Annotated in this window: 18 protein-coding genes; 9 read left to right on the top strand and 9 right to left on the bottom strand. The window is 61.6% G+C overall.

The window, feature by feature from the left end:
* The first annotated feature begins 106 nt into the window (after positions 1-106).
* The 4 genes from ACR0DA_RS10880 (at position 107) to msrA (ending at position 2887) form a co-directional block, all read left to right on the top strand.
* Entirely contained in the window at positions 107-1333 is a 1227-nt protein-coding gene (locus ACR0DA_RS10880; protein WP_093963907.1) for an argininosuccinate synthase, read from the top strand.
* Positions 1334-1365: 32 nt separating this feature from the next.
* The gene (locus tag ACR0DA_RS10875) at positions 1366-1764 is read left to right on the top strand and encodes a DUF1810 domain-containing protein (protein WP_170457427.1); all 399 of its coding nucleotides are present in this window, start codon (positions 1366-1368) and stop codon (positions 1762-1764) included.
* 80 nt (positions 1765-1844) lie between these two features.
* Positions 1845-2126 carry an SCP2 sterol-binding domain-containing protein gene (locus ACR0DA_RS10870; protein WP_170361121.1) on the top strand — a complete coding sequence of 94 codons (282 nt, stop codon included), beginning with the start codon at positions 1845-1847 and terminating at the stop codon, positions 2124-2126.
* Positions 2127-2221: 95 nt separating this feature from the next.
* The gene (gene msrA / locus ACR0DA_RS10865; protein ID WP_480753980.1) at positions 2222-2887 is read left to right on the top strand and encodes a peptide-methionine (S)-S-oxide reductase MsrA; all 666 of its coding nucleotides are present in this window, start codon (positions 2222-2224) and stop codon (positions 2885-2887) included.
* Here the strand turns inward: msrA and ACR0DA_RS10860 are convergent.
* On the bottom strand, positions 2884-3756 hold the full coding sequence (locus ACR0DA_RS10860; RefSeq protein ID WP_480753978.1) for a ribokinase: 873 nt from the start codon (positions 3754-3756) through the stop codon (positions 2884-2886). The two genes, msrA and ACR0DA_RS10860, sit on opposite strands and share 4 nt — an antisense overlap.
* Positions 3757-3760: 4 nt before the next feature.
* Complete coding sequence (locus ACR0DA_RS10855; protein WP_170342651.1) at positions 3761-6016, bottom strand: NADP-dependent malic enzyme; 2256 nt, start codon at positions 6014-6016, stop codon at positions 3761-3763.
* A gap of 160 nt (positions 6017-6176) precedes the next feature.
* Between ACR0DA_RS10855 and mutS the strand changes: the two genes are divergently transcribed.
* Positions 6177-8792, top strand: a complete 2616-nt coding sequence (gene mutS / locus ACR0DA_RS10850) for a DNA mismatch repair protein MutS (protein WP_480754399.1) — start codon at positions 6177-6179, stop codon at positions 8790-8792.
* Between the two features lie 35 nt (positions 8793-8827).
* Here mutS and ACR0DA_RS10845 read toward each other — a convergent pair whose 3' ends face one another.
* Together ACR0DA_RS10845 and hrcA are read right to left on the bottom strand one after the other, a co-directional pair.
* A complete protein-coding gene (locus tag ACR0DA_RS10845) occupies positions 8828-9391 on the bottom strand; it encodes a nucleotide exchange factor GrpE (protein WP_093963902.1) in 564 nt (187 codons plus the stop codon).
* A 10-nt stretch (positions 9392-9401) separates the two neighbouring features.
* The gene (gene hrcA, locus ACR0DA_RS10840; protein ID WP_170342649.1) at positions 9402-10466 is read right to left on the bottom strand and encodes a heat-inducible transcriptional repressor HrcA; all 1065 of its coding nucleotides are present in this window, start codon (positions 10464-10466) and stop codon (positions 9402-9404) included.
* A 113-nt stretch (positions 10467-10579) separates the two neighbouring features.
* Between hrcA and rph the strand changes: the two genes are divergently transcribed.
* The 4 genes from rph to ACR0DA_RS10820 are packed head-to-tail and all read left to right on the top strand — an operon-like array spanning position 10580 to position 13404.
* Entirely contained in the window at positions 10580-11293 is a 714-nt protein-coding gene (rph, locus tag ACR0DA_RS10835) for a ribonuclease PH (protein WP_170433554.1), read from the top strand.
* The gene (gene rdgB / locus ACR0DA_RS10830; RefSeq protein WP_170405588.1) at positions 11290-11904 is read left to right on the top strand and encodes an RdgB/HAM1 family non-canonical purine NTP pyrophosphatase; all 615 of its coding nucleotides are present in this window, start codon (positions 11290-11292) and stop codon (positions 11902-11904) included. Before rph ends, rdgB begins: the two co-directional genes overlap by 4 nt.
* Positions 11894-13048: a radical SAM family heme chaperone HemW gene (gene hemW, locus ACR0DA_RS10825; protein WP_480753976.1), complete on the top strand. Its 1155-nt coding sequence runs from the start codon at positions 11894-11896 to the stop codon at positions 13046-13048. Before rdgB ends, hemW begins: the two co-directional genes overlap by 11 nt.
* A 2-nt stretch (positions 13049-13050) precedes the next feature.
* Positions 13051-13404, top strand: coding sequence for a YbaN family protein (locus ACR0DA_RS10820; protein WP_093963898.1), 354 nt, complete (start codon positions 13051-13053; stop codon positions 13402-13404).
* Here the strand turns inward: ACR0DA_RS10820 and ACR0DA_RS10815 are convergent.
* Genes ACR0DA_RS10815 through mnmE form a run of 5 tightly spaced genes read right to left on the bottom strand, consistent with a single transcriptional unit; the run spans position 13394 to position 18894 of the window.
* Positions 13394-14290: a ParB/RepB/Spo0J family partition protein gene (locus ACR0DA_RS10815; protein WP_480753974.1), complete on the bottom strand. Its 897-nt coding sequence runs from the start codon at positions 14288-14290 to the stop codon at positions 13394-13396. The genes ACR0DA_RS10820 and ACR0DA_RS10815 overlap by 11 nt on opposite strands.
* A gap of 20 nt (positions 14291-14310) precedes the next feature.
* Positions 14311-15114 (bottom strand): ParA family protein, encoded by an 804-nt coding sequence (locus ACR0DA_RS10810; protein ID WP_480753972.1) that lies wholly within the window; start codon positions 15112-15114, stop codon positions 14311-14313.
* On the bottom strand, positions 15107-15730 hold the full coding sequence (rsmG, locus tag ACR0DA_RS10805; protein ID WP_170456998.1) for a 16S rRNA (guanine(527)-N(7))-methyltransferase RsmG: 624 nt from the start codon (positions 15728-15730) through the stop codon (positions 15107-15109). The genes ACR0DA_RS10810 and rsmG overlap by 8 nt, the downstream gene beginning before the upstream one ends.
* Positions 15727-17595, bottom strand: a complete 1869-nt coding sequence (gene mnmG, locus ACR0DA_RS10800) for a tRNA uridine-5-carboxymethylaminomethyl(34) synthesis enzyme MnmG (protein ID WP_480753970.1) — start codon at positions 17593-17595, stop codon at positions 15727-15729. The genes rsmG and mnmG overlap by 4 nt, the downstream gene beginning before the upstream one ends.
* Positions 17596-17607: 12 nt before the next feature.
* On the bottom strand, positions 17608-18894 hold the full coding sequence (gene mnmE / locus ACR0DA_RS10795; RefSeq protein WP_480753968.1) for a tRNA uridine-5-carboxymethylaminomethyl(34) synthesis GTPase MnmE: 1287 nt from the start codon (positions 18892-18894) through the stop codon (positions 17608-17610).
* Positions 18895-18917: the final 23 nt, after the last annotated feature.

Below are 18917 nucleotides of genomic sequence, written 5' to 3'. Positions count from 1 at the left end.
TGATACCGTTTGACTGCAATTCCGCCGCCCGGTCAATCCACAGCTTCTTGCCCCCACGTCGAAAACCCGCTAGGGGCCAATCGTCTTACGCATAAGGGGAAGTCAGATGTCCGCGCCCAAGAAAGTTGTTCTGGCCTATTCCGGTGGCCTTGATACCTCGATCATCCTGAAATGGCTGCAGACCGAGTATGGCTGCGAGGTGGTGACCTTCACCGCCGATCTGGGTCAGGGCGAAGAGCTTGAGCCCGCCCGCCAGAAGGCCGAGCTGCTGGGGATCAAGCCCGAGAACATCTATATCGAGGACATCCGCGAGGAGTTCGTGCGCGATTTCGTCTTCCCCATGTTCCGCGCCAATGCGCAGTACGAAGGGCTGTACCTGCTGGGTACCTCGATCGCGCGTCCGCTGATTTCCAAGCGCCTGATCGAGATCGCCAAGGAAACCGGCGCTGACGCGGTGGCGCATGGCGCCACCGGCAAGGGCAATGACCAGGTGCGGTTCGAACTGGCGGCCTATGCGCTGAACCCCGACATCAAGGTGATCGCGCCCTGGCGCGAGTGGGACCTGACCAGCCGCACCAAGCTGCTGGAATTCGCCGAGGCGCACCAGATCCCGATCGCCAAGGACAAGCGCGGCGAGGCGCCCTTCTCGGTGGACGCAAACCTGCTGCACACCTCGTCCGAGGGCAAGGTTCTGGAAGATCCCGCCGTTCAGGCGCCCGACTATGTCTATCAGCGCACCGTCCACCCCGAGGACGCCCCGAACGAGCCCGAATATATCGAGATCGGCTTTGAAAAAGGCGACCCGGTCAGCATCAATGGCGAGGCGATGAGCCCCGCCACCATCCTGACCAAGCTGAACGAATACGGCGGCAAGCACGGCATCGGTCGTCTGGATCTTGTCGAGGGCCGGTTCGTGGGCATGAAGTCGCGCGGCATCTATGAAACACCGGGCGGCACCATCCTGCTGGAAGCTCATCGTGGCATCGAATCCATCACCATGGACCGCGGCGCGATGCACCTGAAGGACCAGCTGATGCCGCAATATGCCGAGCTGATCTACAACGGCTTCTGGTACAGCCCCGAGCGCGAGATGCTGCAGGCCGCCATCGACAAAAGCCAGGAACACGTCACCGGCACCGTTCGCGTGAAGCTGTACAAGGGTCTGGCCTCGACCGTGGGCCGCTGGTCGGATCACTCGCTGTATTCCGAGGCGCATGTGACTTTTGAGGAAGACGCCGGTGCCTATGACCAGAAAGACGCCGCCGGCTTCATCCAGCTGAACGCACTGCGGCTCAAGCTGCTGGCGGCACGCGACAAGCGGTTGTCCAAGTGACCGAGGATGACGGCCTGGACGACGAACTGGAAATGTTCATCGAAGCGCAGGACACGGTCTGGTCCGATGTCCTGCGCGAACTGGAACAGGGACAGAAGACCAGCCATTGGATGTGGTTCGTCTTTCCGCAACTGGCCGAGTTGGGCCAGTCGCACATGGCGCAGCTCTACGGGATCGAGGATCTGGGCGAGGCTGCCGCCTATCTTGCCCACCCCGAACTGCGCCGCCGCCTGTCCGAGGTGGCCCGGCTGATGCTGACCCACGCGGGCAAGGACCCGGCCGAAATTCTGGGCAAGGTGGACGCCAAGAAGCTGCGGTCATCCATGACCCTGTTCGCCGCCGTGCCCGATGCTCCACCCGAATTCCAGGCGGTTCTGGGTGCGTTCTACGACGGTCAGCCCTGCCCGCGCACGCAGCAAGCCCTAGGCTGAGCGGTTTCCCGTAAGGTCACGCTTGCCCCGGCCCCTGCCCTCTGTCACCCCAAACGCAAGTGCGAAAAAGGGAGGCAGGGATGCTGCAGGAGATCACCGAAGGACTCCAGAAGGGGCTGGCCGACAAACGCTTTGAAGGCTCGTTGAAATTCGATTGCGGCGCCGATGGCGTGATCGTGCTGGCCGACAACACGGCCACAACCCAGGACCGCGAAACCGATTGCACCATCCGCATCTCGCGCGAAAACCTGGGCAAACTGCTGACCGGCAAGCTGAACCCGATGACCGGGGTGATGATGGGCAAGCTTAAGATCTCGGGCGACATGGGCGTCGCGATGAAGCTGGGGCAGTTGCTGGGCTAGGCGATAAACTCGTCTCACCACCGCGTGACAAACGGTTTCAGCCGATTGCCAGCCGCCCCGTTGCGCGGCAGCCTGAGGCGGAAAGGAGATCCGCCATGACCCGTTGCCTCGACCAGATCAAGCTGACCCTTCTGTTTGCACTGATTGCGCTGGCGCTGATCCTGCGCGCTCAGCCGGCCCCTGCGGCCGGGACCGAGACGCTGACCGTGGCGGGCGGCTGTTTCTGGTGCGTCGAAGCCGATTTCGAATCCGTACCCGGCGTGATCGAGGCGGTTTCGGGCTATACCGGCGGCACGACTCCGAACCCCACCTACAGCCAGGTCACGAGCGGCGGCACCGGCCATTACGAGGCGGTGCAGATCACCTTCGATCCGGCCCGTGTTTCCCGTGAAACCCTGCTGAACCTGTTCTTCCGCTCGGTCGATCCCACCGATGCGGGCGGGCAGTTCTGTGACCGGGGCGACAGCTATCGCACCGCGATTTTCGTCTCTAACACAGGCGAAAATGTTTTGGCCGAACGCAGCAAAGCCGATGCGCAGCGTGCGCTCGGTCAGGCCATCGTGACTCCGGTTCTGCCGCTTGGGGCGTTCTATCCGGCCGAGGCCTATCATCAGGATTACTACAAGGGCAAAAAGCTGGTGTTCACCCGGTTCGGGCCGAAACGCCAGCTGAATGCCTACAAGGCGTATCGCAAGGCCTGCGGCCGCGATGCGCGGGTCCGGCAATTGTGGGGCAGCGCCGCGCCGTTTGCCGGATCTTAATCCAGTGCGGCCTCGCGCACCTCTTTCAGGTCGGGAATGACGTCTGCCGTGCCGGGTCGCATCACCATGAGCGCGGCCGCCCGGTTGGCCTGGGTGATGGCCTGCGCCATCGGCATCCCCCGGTCCATTCCCGCCAGGACATATCCGGTGAAGGTGTCCCCGGCCCCGGTCGTATCCACGGCCTTAACCTTGTGGGCGGGAAACTCTGCCGCCGCCTGCCCGCGTTGATGATAGCGGGCGCCTTTTGACCCCAGCGTGACGATGACATGCTCGACCGGCAGATCGGCCGGGGCCAGCCCCGTCGCCTGTTGCAGCTGGGCGGCCTCGACCTCGTTCAGGATCAGGAAATCCAGATAGGGCAGCACCGCCTGCACCGCCGTTGCGCTGAAGGGGGCTGCGGCATAACACACCGTCAGACCCCGCTCGCGGCCCAGTTTCGCGGCCGCGACCTGTGCGGTGGTTTCGTTCTGGAACACCAGAAGATCGCCCGTGTCAGAGTCTGCCAGCGCGGCGGAAACCTGACCGGCTCCGATCGCATGGTTGGCGCCGGGGTACAGGATGATCAGGTTTTCGCCCTGCGCATCCACGGCGATGATCGCATGGCCCGTGGGCTGATCGACCTGCGCGATGTGCCGCGTGTCGACCCCGTATTCGGTCAACCGGTCGCGCGCCCACAGCCCGTCGGCCCCCACGGCGCCGATGTGGCGCACATGCGCCCCGGCCCGCGCCGCCGCAACCGACATGTTCGCGCCTTTGCCGCCCAGAAACCGCTGCAAACCGCTGGCCGCAAGGGTTTCACCCGGCGCCGGCAGGTGCGGCAGCGCATAAACCATGTCGGCATTGATCGAGCCCAGGTTCCAGATTGCCATCGGATCACGCCATGTCGCACGAGGCCAGGATGGCCATGTTCAGGATGTCATTCGCGGTCGAGCCGGTCGAACAGATCTGGATCGGCTTGTCGATGCCGGTCAGGATCGGGCCGATCACCGTGGCTCCGGCCATCTCCTGCATCAGCTTGGTGGAAATCGAGGCCGAGTGCCGCGCGGGCACGATCAGGATGTTGGCCGGCCCGGTCAGGCGGCAGAAGGGATAGGCCTCTTGCTGGTGGGCGTTCAGCGCCACGTCGACGGTCATTTCGCCTTCGTATTCGAAATCGACGCCGCGCGCCTCCAGCACTTGCGGGGCTTTGTACAGCTTTTCGGTCCGCTCGGAGACCGGATAGCCGAAGGTCGAGAAGCTGACGAAGGCCACCCGAGGCTCCAGCCCCATGTGGCGGGCAACCGTGGCGGCGCGTTCGGCAATCGTCGCCAGATCGTTCTCGTCGGGCCATTCATGCACCAGCGTGTCGCCGATCAGCACGATCCGGCCCTTGTGCAGCAGCGCGGTGATCCCGGCGGCGCCATGGGCGGCGTCGGCGTCGAACACATGGCTGATGCGGTCCAGCACATGCGCCGATTTGCGGGTGGCCCCGGTCACCAGACCGTCGCCATGCCCATGCGCCAGCATCAGGGCCGAGAACACATGCCGGTCGCGCGCGGCCAGGCGGTGGATGTCCTTGCGGTCAAAGCCTTTGCGCTGCAACCGCTGGTACAGAAAGTCCTTGTAGGCATCGAGATGCGTGGTGTTGGCGGCGTTGACCACCTCCAATTCGCGCACCGCGTCGCCCAGACCGGCGGCTTCCAGCTTGGTCTTCACGTCGTCGGGCCGGCCCACGACCAGCGCCTTGCCGAAGCCCGACCGCTGATACGTCACCGCCGCGCGCAAAACCCGCGGATCGTCGCCCTCGGCAAAGATCATCCGGCTTTGCGCCGCGCGGGCCCGGGCGTTCAGGCCACGCAGAATGCTGGCGGTCGGGTCCATACGCGACTTGAGGCTCAGCTCATAAGCCTCCATGTCAATGATCGGCCGCCGGGCCGCGCCGGTGTCCATCCCCGCCTTCGCGACGGCCGGCGGAATGCGATAGATCAGGCGCGGATCAAATGGCGTGGGAATGATGTAGTCGCGCCCGAAGGTCAGCGATTTGCCATAAGCCAGCGCCACCTCGTCGGGCACATCCTCGCGCGCCAGACGGGCCAGCGCGTGGGCGCAGGCGATCTTCATCTCGTCATTGATGGCGCGGGCGTGAATGTCCAGCGCCCCGCGGAACAGGTAGGGAAAGCCCAGAACGTTGTTGACCTGGTTGGGGTAGTCGCTGCGCCCGGTGGCCACGATCGCGTCAACGCGCACCTCGTGCGCCTCTTCCGGGGTGATTTCCGGATCGGGGTTGGCCATTGCGAAGATCACCGGATTGTCGGCCATGCTGGCGACCATCTCCTGCGTGACCGCGCCTTTGACGGATACGCCCAGAAACACGTCTGCGCCCTTCATGGCCTCTTCCAGCGTGCGCAGCTCGGTCGAAATCGCATGCGCCGATTTCCACTGGTTCATCCCCTCGGTCCGGCCCTGGTAGATCACGCCCTTGGTGTCGCAGACGATGCAGTTTTCATGCCGGGCGCCCATCGACTTGAGCAGTTCGATACAGGCGATCCCCGCCGCCCCGGCCCCGTTGAGGACGATCTTCACATCCTCGATCTTCTTGCCCGAGATGTGCAGCGCGTTGATCAGCCCCGCCGCACAGATCACCGCCGTGCCGTGCTGGTCGTCGTGAAAGACAGGGATGTCCATCTCTTCCTTCAGGCGCTGTTCGATGATGAAGCACTCGGGCGCCTTGATGTCTTCCAGGTTGATGCCGCCGAAGGTCGGCCCCATCAGCTTGACCGCGCGGCAGAATTCGTCGGGGTCCTCGGTATCCAGCTCGATGTCGATCGAGTTCACGTCGGCGAAGCGCTTGAACAGGACCGATTTGCCCTCCATCACCGGCTTGGACCCCAGAGCGCCCAGATTGCCCAGCCCCAGAACCGCCGTTCCGTTCGAGATCACGGCCACAAGGTTGCCCTTGTTGGTATAGTCATAGGCGGTCTCGGGGTTTTCGGCGATGGCTTCACACGGAACCGCCACGCCGGGGCTGTAGGCCAGCGACAGATCGCGTTGCGTGGTCATGGGAACGGTGGCCTGCACCTCCCACTTTCCGGGGGTGGGTTCCAGGTGAAAGGCCAGCGCCTCTTCTTTGGTGATCTTCGCTTTGGGCATTTTGACGGTCGGTTCCATGACTTCGGGGCTTTTCGCCTCATACCGCAGGCGCGGGCGCGCCTCAACGACTATGCGATTTCACCTTTCGTCGCGGTTGGGGGATTTGTAAGGTCGCGCCGGAATACGCCAGAGGGGAGCAGCCTTGTCCAACGTCACGCCGATGATGGCGCAATACCTGGAAATCAAAGAGGCCCACAAAGACGCCCTGCTGTTCTACCGCATGGGCGATTTCTACGAGATGTTCTTTGAAGACGCCGTGAACGCCGCCGAGGCGCTGGACATCGCCCTGACCAAGCGCGGCAAGCACAATGGCGACGACATCCCCATGTGCGGCGTGCCGGTGCATTCGGCCGAGGGCTATCTGCTGACGCTGATCCGCAAGGGCTTTCGCGTCGCCGTCTGCGAACAGATGGAAAGCCCGGCCGAGGCCAAAAAAAGAGGCTCTAAATCGGTGGTAAAGCGCGATGTCGTGCGCCTTGTCACCCCCGGCACCCTGACCGAAGACGCCCTGCTGGAGGCGCGCCGCCACAATTATCTGGCCGCCTATGCCGAGGTGCGCGACGAGGCCGCGCTGGCCTGGGCCGACATCTCGACCGGGGCGTTTCACGTGATGCCGCTGACCTCGGTCCGCCTCAGCCCCGAGCTGGCCCGGCTGGCCCCGTCCGAGCTGATCGTGGCCGACGGCACTGAGGCCGGTCTGCGCGACACGGTCCAGGACCTGGGCATCGCGCTCACCCCCATCGGGCGGGCCAGTTTTGACAGCACTGCGGCAGAAAAACGCATCTGCGGGTTGTTTCACGTGGGCACGCTGGACGCGTTCGGCAGCTTTGGCCGGGCCGAGATCTCGGCCATGGGCGCGCTGATCGACTATCTGGAGATCACGCAAAAGGGCAAACTGCCGCTGCTGCAGACGCCGATGAAAGAATCCGAGGATCGCGTCGTGCAGATCGACGCGGCCACCCGCCGCAACCTTGAACTTACGCGATCTTTGTCGGGCGGACGGGCCGGATCGCTGCTGTCGGTGGTGGATCGGACCGTGACCCCGGGCGGCGCGCGCCTGTTGGAACAACGCCTGTCCAGCCCCTCGCGCAATCTGGATGTGATCCACGCACGGTTGGACGCGGTTGATTTTGCCGCCCAGGACAGCTTGATCGCCGCCGATCTGCGCGAAGCCTTGCGCAAGACGCCCGATCTGGACCGCGCCCTGTCGCGCCTGTCGCTGGAGCGCGGTGGCCCGCGCGACATAGCCGCCATCCGCAACGGGCTGGCGCAGGCGCAGGCGATTGCCGAGATCTGCGCCGGTCAGGACCTGCCGGTGCTGCTGGCGACCGCGGTGCAGAACCTCGTGGGCTTCGACGATCTGCTCGACCTGCTGGATCAGGCGCTGGTCGCCGACCCGCCACTGCTGGTGCGCGATGGCGGCTTCATCGCCCCCGGTTTCGACGCCGAGCTGGACGAGGCCCGCACCCTGCGCGACGAAGGCCGCTCGGTCATTGCCGGGTTTCAGCAGAAATACGCGGAACATACCGGCATCGCCTCGTTGAAGATCAAGCACAACAACGTGCTGGGCTATTTCATCGAAACCACGGCCACCCATGCCGAAAAGATGCTGAACCCGCCGTTCAGCGAGACCTATATCCACCGCCAGACAACCGCCAACCAGGTGCGGTTCACTACGGTTGAGCTCAGCGAGATCGAAACCCGCATCCTGAACGCCGGCAACCTGGCGCTTGAGATCGAAAAGCGGCTCTATCAAAGGCTGTCTGACGAGATTCTGGCGCATGCTGCCCGCATCAATCAAGCCGCGCGCGGGCTGGCCGAGCTGGATCTGACCACCGCGCTGGCCGACCTGGCGCGGGGCGAGAACTGGTGCCGACCGCAGGTGGACGGTTCGCGCGCCTTTGATATCGTCGCGGGCCGCCACCCGGTGGTGGAGCACGCGTTGCGCCAGCAATCGGGTGATGCCTTCATCGCCAATGACTGCGACCTCAGCGCCGAGGACGGTGCGGCCATCTGGCTGCTGACCGGTCCGAACATGGCGGGTAAATCGACCTTCCTGCGCCAGAACGCGCTGATTGCCCTGTTGGCGCAGATGGGCAGTTTCGTTCCGGCCGAGCGCGCGCGTATCGGGCTGGTCAGCCAGTTGTTCAGCCGCGTGGGTGCCTCCGACGATCTGGCGCGGGGCCGGTCGACCTTCATGGTCGAGATGGTCGAAACCGCGGCCATCCTCAACCAGGCCGATGACCGGGCGCTGGTGATCCTCGATGAGATCGGACGCGGCACCGCCACCTATGACGGCCTGTCCATCGCCTGGGCCACGCTGGAACATCTGCACGCCGCCAACCGCTGCCGCGCCCTGTTCGCCACCCATTACCACGAACTGACCGCGCTGGCCGGCAAGCTGGAGGGCGTCGAAAACGCCACCGTCGCGGTCAAGGAATGGGAGGGCGAGGTGATCTTCCTGCACGAGGTCCACAAAGGCGCGGCCGACCGGTCTTATGGCGTGCAGGTCGCGCAACTGGCGGGCTTGCCGGCTTCGGTCGTCGAGCGCGCACGGGTGGTTCTGGACCAGTTGGAGAAGACCGAGCGCGAGGGCGGCAAGCAAAAAGCGCTGATCGATGATCTGCCGCTGTTTTCCGCAGCACCGCCCCCGCCGCCACCGGTTGCGAAGGCCTCGCCAATCACCGACATGCTGGACCAGATCCTGCCGGACGAGTTGACCCCGCGCGAAGCGCTGGACCTGATCTACAAACTGAAAGAGGCGGCCAAATCCTGACCGCCCCATTCAATTGTCAGTGAAGCACTGGCCCGTCAGCTGGCCGGGGTCGAGCTGACCCCCACCTGCGCCGGACGCAGCAGGCGGTCATGCAGCATGAACCCTTCGGCCGAGACCTGGATGATCTCGCCCGCTTTGGTGCCCGGCACAGGGGCTTCGAACATGGCTTCGTGCAGATTCGGGTCGAACTTGTCGCCAACCTCGGGTGTGATCACCTCGATCCCGTGTTTCTGGAATACGTCCTTCAACACGCGCATGGTCAGCTCGACACCTTCGATCAGGCCGGCCGCAACCTCTTTCTGCTCGTCCGTAGCCGCCTCGAGCGCTCGTTTCATGTTGTCGTAGACCGGCAGCATGTCGCGCGCCAATTTGGACCCACCATACTGTTCGGCCTCACGGCGGGCCCTGTCGCCACGCTTGCGTGCGTTTTCCGCATCCGCCAGGGCGCGCATGAACTTGTCGCGCAACTCGTCGCGCTCGGCCTTCAGGGCATCCAGTTCCAGCGCTTCTTCGCTGATCTCGGCCATCTCCTCGGCCAGTTCTTCCGCCTCGGCAGTTGCAATGTCGTCCAGAAAGTCTTCGTTCTTCGGCTCTGCCATCTTTTACCCTCTAGCTCCGATCGGAAATCAGTTTCCCAACCAGTTGCGCCGTATAGTCCACGATCGGCACGATCCGCCCATAGTTCAAACGGGTCGGCCCGATCACGCCAACGGCGCCGATTATCTTTCGATCAGCGTTCATATAAGGAGACACCACCAAAGAGGAACCCGAAAGTGAGAAAAGTTTGTTCTCCGAGCCGATAAAAATGCGCACGCCTTCGCCTTCCTCGGTCAATTCGAGGAATTCGGCTATGTCACGCTTGCGTTCCAGATCGTCAAACAGGACCCGGATTCGCTCCAGCTCCTCTTCCTGACCGGTGTCGCCCAGCAGATTCGCCCGACCACGCACGATCAGACGCGCCGAGTCCGACGCCTCGCCCTCCCAGGCCGCAAGGCCGCTTTCCACAAGCTCGCGGGCCAGCACGTCGATCTCTTGCCTGCGCGCCGCAATCTCGGTCTGGATCATCCGGCGCACATCGGACAGTTTCCGGCCCTCGATCAGGGCGTTCAGGAAATTGGCCGCCTCACGCATCGAACTGGGCGTCTGACCCGGTGGTGGCGTGAACAGCCGGTTCTCCACATGGCCATCTGCGAAAACCAATACCACCAGGGCCCGGTCATGGCCCAGGGAAACGAACTCGATATGCTTGATTTCGGATTCGTGCTTGGGTGTCAGCACCAGCGACGCGCCATGCGTGACGTTCGACAAGGCGGCCCCGACGCGATCCAGCATACCGCTGACATCACCGGAATTGCTGCCCAGCGTCTCATCCAGCTTCTTGCGGTCGTCCTCGCCCAGGTCGCCAACTTCCAGCAGGCCGTCGACGAACATGCGCAGCCCAACCTGTGTGGGCACCCGGCCGGCGCTGACATGCGGACTGCCCAAAAGGCCCAGAAACTCGAGATCCTGCATGACATTGCGAACCGTTGCCGCACTGACTTTTTCACTGAGCGACCGGCTGAGGGTGCGGCTGCCCACAGGTTCGCCGCTTTCCAGATAGCTTTCGACGATCAGGCGAAACACTTCCCGCGATCGGTCGTTCAACTCGTCCAGAATTTTGCTCGCTTCACTCATCGGTGGTTCCCTTGCTGGGTGGTCATTAAATAGCTGCCAACAGAAAGGTCAATCGGGGTTGCATCGCTGCCATGCCGGGCGTTATCCCCAAGCCAGCAGACAAAGGATATCTCATGCGACCCTCTGGACGAGATTTAAGCGAAATGCGCCCGGTTTCAATCGAGACCGGGTTTACCAAACATGCCGAAGGTTCCTGCCTGATCAAGATCGGCGACACCCATGTTCTGTGTACCGCCACGATCGAGGATCGCGTGCCGCCTTTTATCAAGGGGTCGGGCCTGGGCTGGGTCACCGCCGAATACGGCATGCTGCCCCGCGCGACAAACACCCGGATGCGGCGTGAGGCCGCCAGTGGCAAACAGGGTGGCCGGACCGTCGAGATCCAGCGCCTGATCGGCCGCGCCCTGCGCGCCGGGGTCGACCGCGTCGCCCTGGGCGAACGCCAAATCACCGTGGATTGTGACGTGCTGCAGGCCGATGGCGGCACCCGCTGCGCCTCGATCACCGGCGGCTGGGTCGCGCTGCGGCTGGCGGTGAACAAGCTGATGAAGGCCGGTGACGTGATCTCGGACCCGCTGGTCGATCCGGTCGCCGCCGTATCCTGCGGCATCTATGCCGGCCAGCCCGTTCTGGACTTGGACTATCCCGAAGACAGCGAGGCCGGCGTTGACGGCAACTTCATCATGACCGGTTCGGGCAAACTGATCGAGGTGCAGATGAGCGCCGAAGGTTCCGTCTTCAGCCGCGCGCAGATGGATCAGCTGATGGAATTGGCCGAAAAAGGCGTGTCCGAGCTGGTGGCCGCGCAAAAGGCCGCCACCGCATGACCCGCAAGTTCGACGGCGACAGGTTGCTGGTAGCCACCCACAACAAAGGCAAGCTTGAGGAGATGGCCCATCTGCTCGAGCCCTTTGGCGTGACCGTCGTGGGCGCGGCCGAGATGAACCTGCCCGAACCCGAAGAGACCGAGGACACGTTCGTAGGCAACGCGCGCATCAAGGCCCACGCCGCCGCACAGGCCACCGGCCTGCCCGCCCTGTCCGACGATTCCGGCATCACCATCGATGCGCTGGACGGCGCGCCGGGCGTGTACACCGCCGACTGGGCCGAAACCGGAAATGGCCGCGATTTCCTGATGGCCATGACCCGCGCCCATGACGAGCTTGAGGCGCGCAACGCCCCGCATCCTCGCACTGCCCAGTTCCGCTGCACGCTGGTACTGGCTTGGCCCGACGGCCATGACGAGGTGTTTGAGGGCGTCGCACCCGGTCATCTGGTCTGGCCGATCCGCGGCAAGGACGGGTTCGGCTATGATCCGATGTTCGTCCCTGAAGGATTCGACATTACCTTTGCCGAGATGGATCGCTGGGAAAAGAACAAGATCAGCCATCGTGGTCGCGCGGTCGAGCTGTTCGTGAAAGGCTGCTTTGGCGGATGATTGGCGCAACGGGGGCTTTGGCCTGTACGTGCATTGGCCCTTTTGCGAGGCCAAGTGCCCCTATTGCGATTTCAACAGCCATGTATCCAGAAATATTGATCAAAAACAATGGCTTGACGCATATCTGTCCGAGCTGAAGCGCTCGGCCGCCGAAACCCCCGACCGGGTTTTGAACACGATCTTCTTTGGCGGCGGCACCCCGTCGCTGATGGCGCCCGAGACCGTCGCCGCCGTGATCGACACCGCCCGCAGCCTTTGGCGGCCGGCCAATGACATGGAAATCACGCTCGAGGCCAATCCCGGCTCGGTCGAGGCCGGACGGTTCGCCGCTTATCGCGATGCCGGTGTGAACCGGATCTCGATGGGCATTCAGGCGCTGAATGACGAAGATCTGCGGCGGCTGGGCCGCATCCACAGCGTGGCCGAGGCCCGCGCCGCCTTCGACATCGCCCGCAGCTGTTTCGACCGCGTCAGCTTTGACCTGATCTATGCCCGCCAGTACCAGACGCTTGTGGCCTGGCGCGCCGAGCTGACCGAGGCGCTGTCGATGGCGATCGACCATCTGTCACTGTACCAGCTGACCATCGAGACCGGCACGGCCTTCGGCGACCGCTATTCTGTCGGCAAGCTGCGCGGCCTGCCCGAGGACGACAGCGCCGCCGACATGTATCTGGCCACGCAAGAGATCTGCGAAGCCCACGGCATGCCCGCCTACGAGGTGTCGAACCACGCCGTTCCCGGGGCCGAGTCGCGGCACAACCTGATCTATTGGCGCTATGGTGATTATGTCGGCATCGGACCGGGCGCCCATGGGCGGATCACGGTAGATGGCCAGCGGATCGCAACCGAAACCCATCTTTCACCGACCGCGTGGCTGAATGCCGCCGCGCAAGGAAATGGCGAAAAGCTGCGGGCCCCGCTGACCACCGAAGAACAGGCGAACGAATACCTCATGATGTGTCTTCGCTTGAATGAGGGTCTAGATATGGACCGATTCAATCGCCTGTCCGGGCACCCTTTGCCTCAACCCAAACTGGACTACCTGCATGACATCGGAATGATCACCCAAGACGGCCCCCGCGTTTCCGCCACTGCTGACGGCCGCGCGGTTCTCAATGCGGTGATCCGTGAATTGCTGGATTAGTCATGCACTATTTGTGGGCCACATTGGGATTGCTCTGCGTCGCGTTGGCCATGATCGGTGTTGCCCTGCCCTTGCTGCCCACCGTTCCGTTCCTACTGTTGGCTGCCTTCTGTTTCGCGCGCTCTTCGTCACGACTGCACAACTGGCTGATGTCTCACCGAACCTTCGGCCCGTTGATCCTTGATTGGCAAACCTCGGGCGCAATCCGGCCAGCCGCAAAAAAGGCGGCGACCCTGTCGGTTGCCGCCGTCTTTGGTTTGTCGGTTCTGGTCTCTGTGCCCAGCCATGTCCTGATTATTCAGGCCGTGACCTTGGGCGCGGTGATGATCTTTATCTGGTCACGCCCTAACGGCTGAGTTTGGCGCAGAGATCATCCAGCTGATCCAGGTTTTCATAGGTCAGCACCACCTGCCCAGTTTCGGTTCCGGCCTTGTGGTTGATGACCACCTTCATCGCCAGGATCGCGGAAAGGTCTTTTTCCAAGGCCCGCGTGTCCGCGTCCTTACCTGCATTCAGGTCACGCGACCGCGGTGCGGGACGATCCTTGTCGCCCTGTTGCTGCTTCTTGACCAGCGCCTCGGTCGCGCGGACTGACAAGCCGTCTTTCACGACGATTTTCGCCAGTTCGGACGGGTTATCCGCCGTGATAAGGGCGCGCGCGTGTCCGGCCGAAAGTTTGCCTTCAATAACAAGGGTTTGAACGTCAATCGGCAGTGACAACAGCCTCAGAAGGTTGGCTATGTGGCTGCGGCTCTTACCCAAGGCTTCGGCCAGCTTTTCCTGGGTGTGGCCGAACCGATCCATCAACTGCTTGTAGCCAGCGGCCTCCTCCACTGCGTTTAGATCAGCGCGCTGGATATTCTCGATGATGGCGACTTCAAGTACTTCGGTGTCGTCAAATTCGCGCACGACGACCGGAATGTCGTGCAACTGTGCCATCTGCGCGGCACGCCAGCGGCGCTCACCCGCGACGATTTCATATTCGCCGCCGCCGACCGGGCGAACGATCAGGGGCTGGATGATCCCTTTCTCTTTGACCGAGGCAGCAAGCTCGTCCAGTTGATCCTGCGAGAATGTGCGGCGCGGCTGATTCGGGTTAGCCCGCAGCTTCTCGATCGGTACCTTCATGTCCGGCCGACGTGGTTCAGCCGTAACCCGGCCCTCAGGATCCTGTGATACATCCGCCATCAAGGCGGACAAGCCGCGCCCCAATCCGCGAGGTTTTCCTTTTCTGGCGGTCACTTCGCCCTCCTGACAGCCGCTCAGGCAGCCACTTTCTTGTTCTTTTGCATGATTTCGCGTGCCAGATGCCGGTACGCCATCGCCCCCAGAGACCCCGAGTCATATTGAAGGACCGGAAGTGCAAATGACGGCGCTTCGCTGACTCGGACATTTCTGGGTATCTTGGTTTTAAATACCATCTCTCCCAGATTGTCACGCGCATCCTTTTCGACCTGCCGGGACAAGTTGTTGCGGTTGTCATACATGGTCAACACAATACCTTCGATTCTGAGGTCTAGATTCGCGGACTGGCGAACCTCTCGAATCGTCAGCATCAGTTGCGACAGGCCTTCCAGCGCAAAGAACTCGCTTTGCAACGGAACCAACACAGAGTGCGCCGCCACCATCGCGTTGACTGTCAGAAGATTGAGGGACGGCGGACAGTCGATCAGAACGAAGTCAAAACCGAACCTGTCAATCGCCGGTTGCCTGAGCGCGTCGTGCAGCAAGTAGCTGCGTTTTTCATTCGATATCAGCTCAATATCTGCCGAGCTGAGGTCAACCGTGGCGGGAACGATACTGAGGTTTTCGATTTCGGTTTCCTGTACGACAGCCTCCAAGGGCGCCTCGTCCAGGATCAAATCATACGTGGTCCAATCACGATCCTCGACCCCAAGCCCGGTGGACGCATTTCCCTGCGGGTCCAGATCCACGACCAGAACCTTGCATCCTGCCTCGGCCAAACCCGCCGCCAGATTGATCGCTGTCGTGGTCTTGCCAACCCCACCCTTCTGATTGGCAACTGCCATGATACGAGGTCCTGCAGGGCGCGACAGATCAACCACGTGAGACTCCTTTGATCTTCAGGATGACAGCCTGGGGGTCAGTTAAACTATTAGCCGTCTCCGTGGTGAAATTCCATTCCCGTTGTGCCGCGTCGATTTCTTTTTTCCAGGTGGCGCCTTTGGGAAACACGGCCACTCCATCTTCCTTTAAATGCCTGTCACAAAATGACAATAAAGTCGTCAGGTCCGCGAGCGCCCTTGCGGACAGGACATCTGCGCCCAAGGGATCAACAGCCTCAATCCGCTTTGAAATCACCGAGCAATTGGCCTTGGTTTCACGGATGACGGTGCGTAAAAACGCCGATTTTCTCTGATCGCTCTCAACTAGGGTAAATTCCGTCTCAGGCGAAGCTTCAGAGGCCAGTATCGCGCAGACCAGCCCCGGAAATCCCCCACCGCTACCCAGATCGACCCAGTGGTTCTTTGGCTCAACCAAATGAAAGACCTGGATCGAGTCCTTTACATGTCGGGACCAAACCTCAGGCAGAGTGCTGCGCGAAACCAAGTTAATCTTTGGATTCCACTTCCGCAGAAGATCGACAAAGATTGACAACTTTTCGAATGTTTCACGTGAAACATTCAAGCTATCAGGCGAAGCGCACGAGTCGCCGTTCATGCCTTTTTTGCTCTCTGACTGCTTCTGAGTTTTGCCAGTACCAAGGTCAAAGCAGCAGGCGTAACACCCTCCACGCGGCTCGCCTGGGCAATGTTTGCCGGCCGCGCGGCTGACAGCTTTTGCTTCAACTCATTCGAAAGGCCTGTGAGCGAGGAGTAGTCAAAATCCGCAGGTATGGCATGGGTTTCGTCGCGCTTCATGGCTTCAACGTCTCGTTGTTGCCGAGCTATATAATTGGCGTACAGCGCGTCCCTTTCGATCTGCCGACGGGTGTCTTGGTCGACGTCCTCCAGTTGCTGGATCAGCGGCACAAGATCCTCGAAGCACACGTTCGGAAATGCCAAGATTGCCATTCCGTCCCTGCGGTTACCATCCTGATTTACTTCGATGCCAGCTGCGCGAATTTCCTTGGGGGTATAGGTCCGTTCGGTGAGTACTGACTTCACAGCGCTCAGCTTTTCCATTTTGGTTTCAAAAGCCAGGCGACGATGATCCGATATACACCCAATTTCCAGGCCTTGCGGCGTAAGGCGTTGATCCGCATTGTCGGCACGCAAGGACAGACGGAATTCGGCGCGCGAGGTAAACATCCGATACGGTTCCGCCACGCCCCGTGTGGTCAGATCGTCGATCATGACACCAACATAGCTATTGGCTCGGGTGAAATGAATCGCATCTCGCCCCTGAACTTCCAACGCGGCATTCAGGCCCGCGACCAAGCCCTGAGCGGCCGCCTCCTCATATCCTGTGGTTCCGTTGATCTGCCCTGCAAGATATAGTCCCGGGATCTCCGGCAAGGCCAGGGACGCGTTCAACACACGCGGGTCCACATAGTCGTATTCAATGGCGTAGCCCGGCTGCAGGATCTCTGCCGACTCAAGGCCTTTGATGGATCGGACATACTCGACTTGGACATCCTGCGGCAGCGAAGTCGAAATCCCGTTTGGATACACCGTGTGGTCATTGACCCCCTCAGGCTCGAGGAAAATCTGGTGGGAGTCCTTATCCGCAAACCGAACGATCTTGTCTTCGATCGAAGGGCAATATCGCGGCCCCACTCCCTCGATATGCCCCCCATACATCGCAGAGCGACTCAGGTTCTTCTCGATGATTTCATGGGTTTGCGCGTTCGTATGTGTGATGCCGCAAGAAATCTGCGGCGCCACCGGTGTTTTGGACAAGAATGAGAACATGGTCGGGTCATCATCACCGTCCTGCCGTTCCAATCCGTCCCAGTCGATCGTGCGTCCATCAAGTCGAGGAGGCGTTCCTGTTTTCAGCCGCGCCATCGGCAGGTCATAGCTATCCAACCGCTCAGCCAGTCGTACAGACGGCCTGTCGCCCATACGGCCTCCGGGCCTCTGAACATCGCCGATATGGATCACGCCCCGCAGAAACGTTCCCGAGGTTAAAATAACCGCTTTTGCAGGGATTTCAGATCCATCGGACAGAACCACCCCGGCAACACGATGACCGTCCATTCGGAAATCTATGACTTCTCCGGTAATGACTTCGAGGTTCTTGCGCGCCTTTGTTTCCTGCTGCATTGCAGCCCGGTACAGCGAGCGGTCGGCCTGCGCACGTGGCCCTTGAACGGCGGGCCCTTTACGACGATTCAGAAGGCGAAACTGGATTCCCGCCCGGTCTGCAACCCGCCCCATAACGCCGTCCAGCGCGTCGATCTCACGAACCAGGTGGCCTTTTCCAAGTCCACCGATCGCCGGATTGCACGACATGACACCGATGTCGGTTTCCGAAAGTGTCACCAAAGCTGTCTGCGCACCCATCCGGGCCGCGGCATGGGCCGCCTCGGCCCCCGCATGCCCCGCTCCGATAACGACGACGTCAAACTCCGAATGTTTCACGTGAAACACTCCTCATTTACCCAAACAAAAGCTGGCGAATATCTCGTCCAGAAGATTTTCCACATCTACCCGACCAACCAAAGACTCCAGCGCGCGGATGGCAGTTCGCAGCTCTTCTGCTGCAATATCGTACAGGTCCGGGCCGGAATCCAGAACCCTAAGCGTTTCGGACAGAGCGGCCGAGGACTTCAGCATTGCAGCACGATGGCGTTCCCGGGTGGCAATACCAGAACTTGCGGTTCGTTCTTTCAAGACTACCGATATGTTGTGGATCAGGCGGTCGATTCCCTGACCTGTCTTCCCCGACACACCCTCGGTCCCATCTGAACGAAGGTCGGACTTCGGCAGAACCTGGATGTCGCCGGATTGCATACCGATTCCCAAAGCTTGCGGGTCCTCGGTCAGAAATACGCGAAGGTCGGCATTTTCCGCCCGCTTTCTGGCCAGAGCGATCCCAAGACCCTCTACGTGATCCTCGGTTTCGCGCAACCCGGCCGTATCTAGCAACGTGACCGGCAAGCCTGCCAGGTCCATCCGCACCTCGATAATATCGCGGGTGGTGCCTGCATATTCCGAAGTAATTGCCGCCTCACGGCCCGCAAGCGCATTCAGCAAGGTCGACTTGCCCGCGTTCGGTGGGCCGACGATAGCCACTTCAAAGCCGGTGCGAATCCGCTCGGCAATTCTCACGCACTTTGCCTCCCGCTCCAGATCCGCCATGACAGCAGTTACAAGCGATCGGACTTCGGGTGACACATCCGTTGGCACGTCTTCATCGGCAAAATCAATGACAGCCTCCAGCAATGAGGCCGCCCGGATCAAATCCCGCCGCCACCGTTCCGCCAGGTCGCCCAACTCGCCAGCCAGAATGGTCTGAGCCTGCTTGCGTTGGGCCTCGGTCTCTGCGTCGATCAGATCGGCCAAGCCTTCGACCTGGGCAAGGTCCATCTTCCCGTTTTCAAGAGCACGCCGGGTGAACTCGCCCGGCTCAGCCAGTCGCAGATCCGGCATTTCGGATAGGACGCGCAGAACCGCGTTGACCGAAGCCGCGCTGCCATGGATCTGCAGCTCGGCAACATCTTCGCCGGTAAAGCTGGATGGACCGTGGAAGGTCAGAACCAGCCCGTCATCCAGGCGCGACCCGTCAGGTGCCCGCAACTCACGCAGGCACATGCCACGCAACGGCAAATCTCCACCCGACAGAACCTTGGCCGCTTGGTGCGACTGCGGTCCTGACAGGCGGATCACAGCAACCCCTGCCTTGCCTTGCGCGCTGGCCAAGGCGAATATCGTATCCATTCGAAGGCCTCGCGTCGGTTACA

This window comes from Ruegeria sp. CI8 (assembly GCF_056536865.1).
The sequence above is the reverse complement of the archived record's forward strand: the minus strand, read 5'-3'. Positions and strand labels throughout refer to the sequence as shown.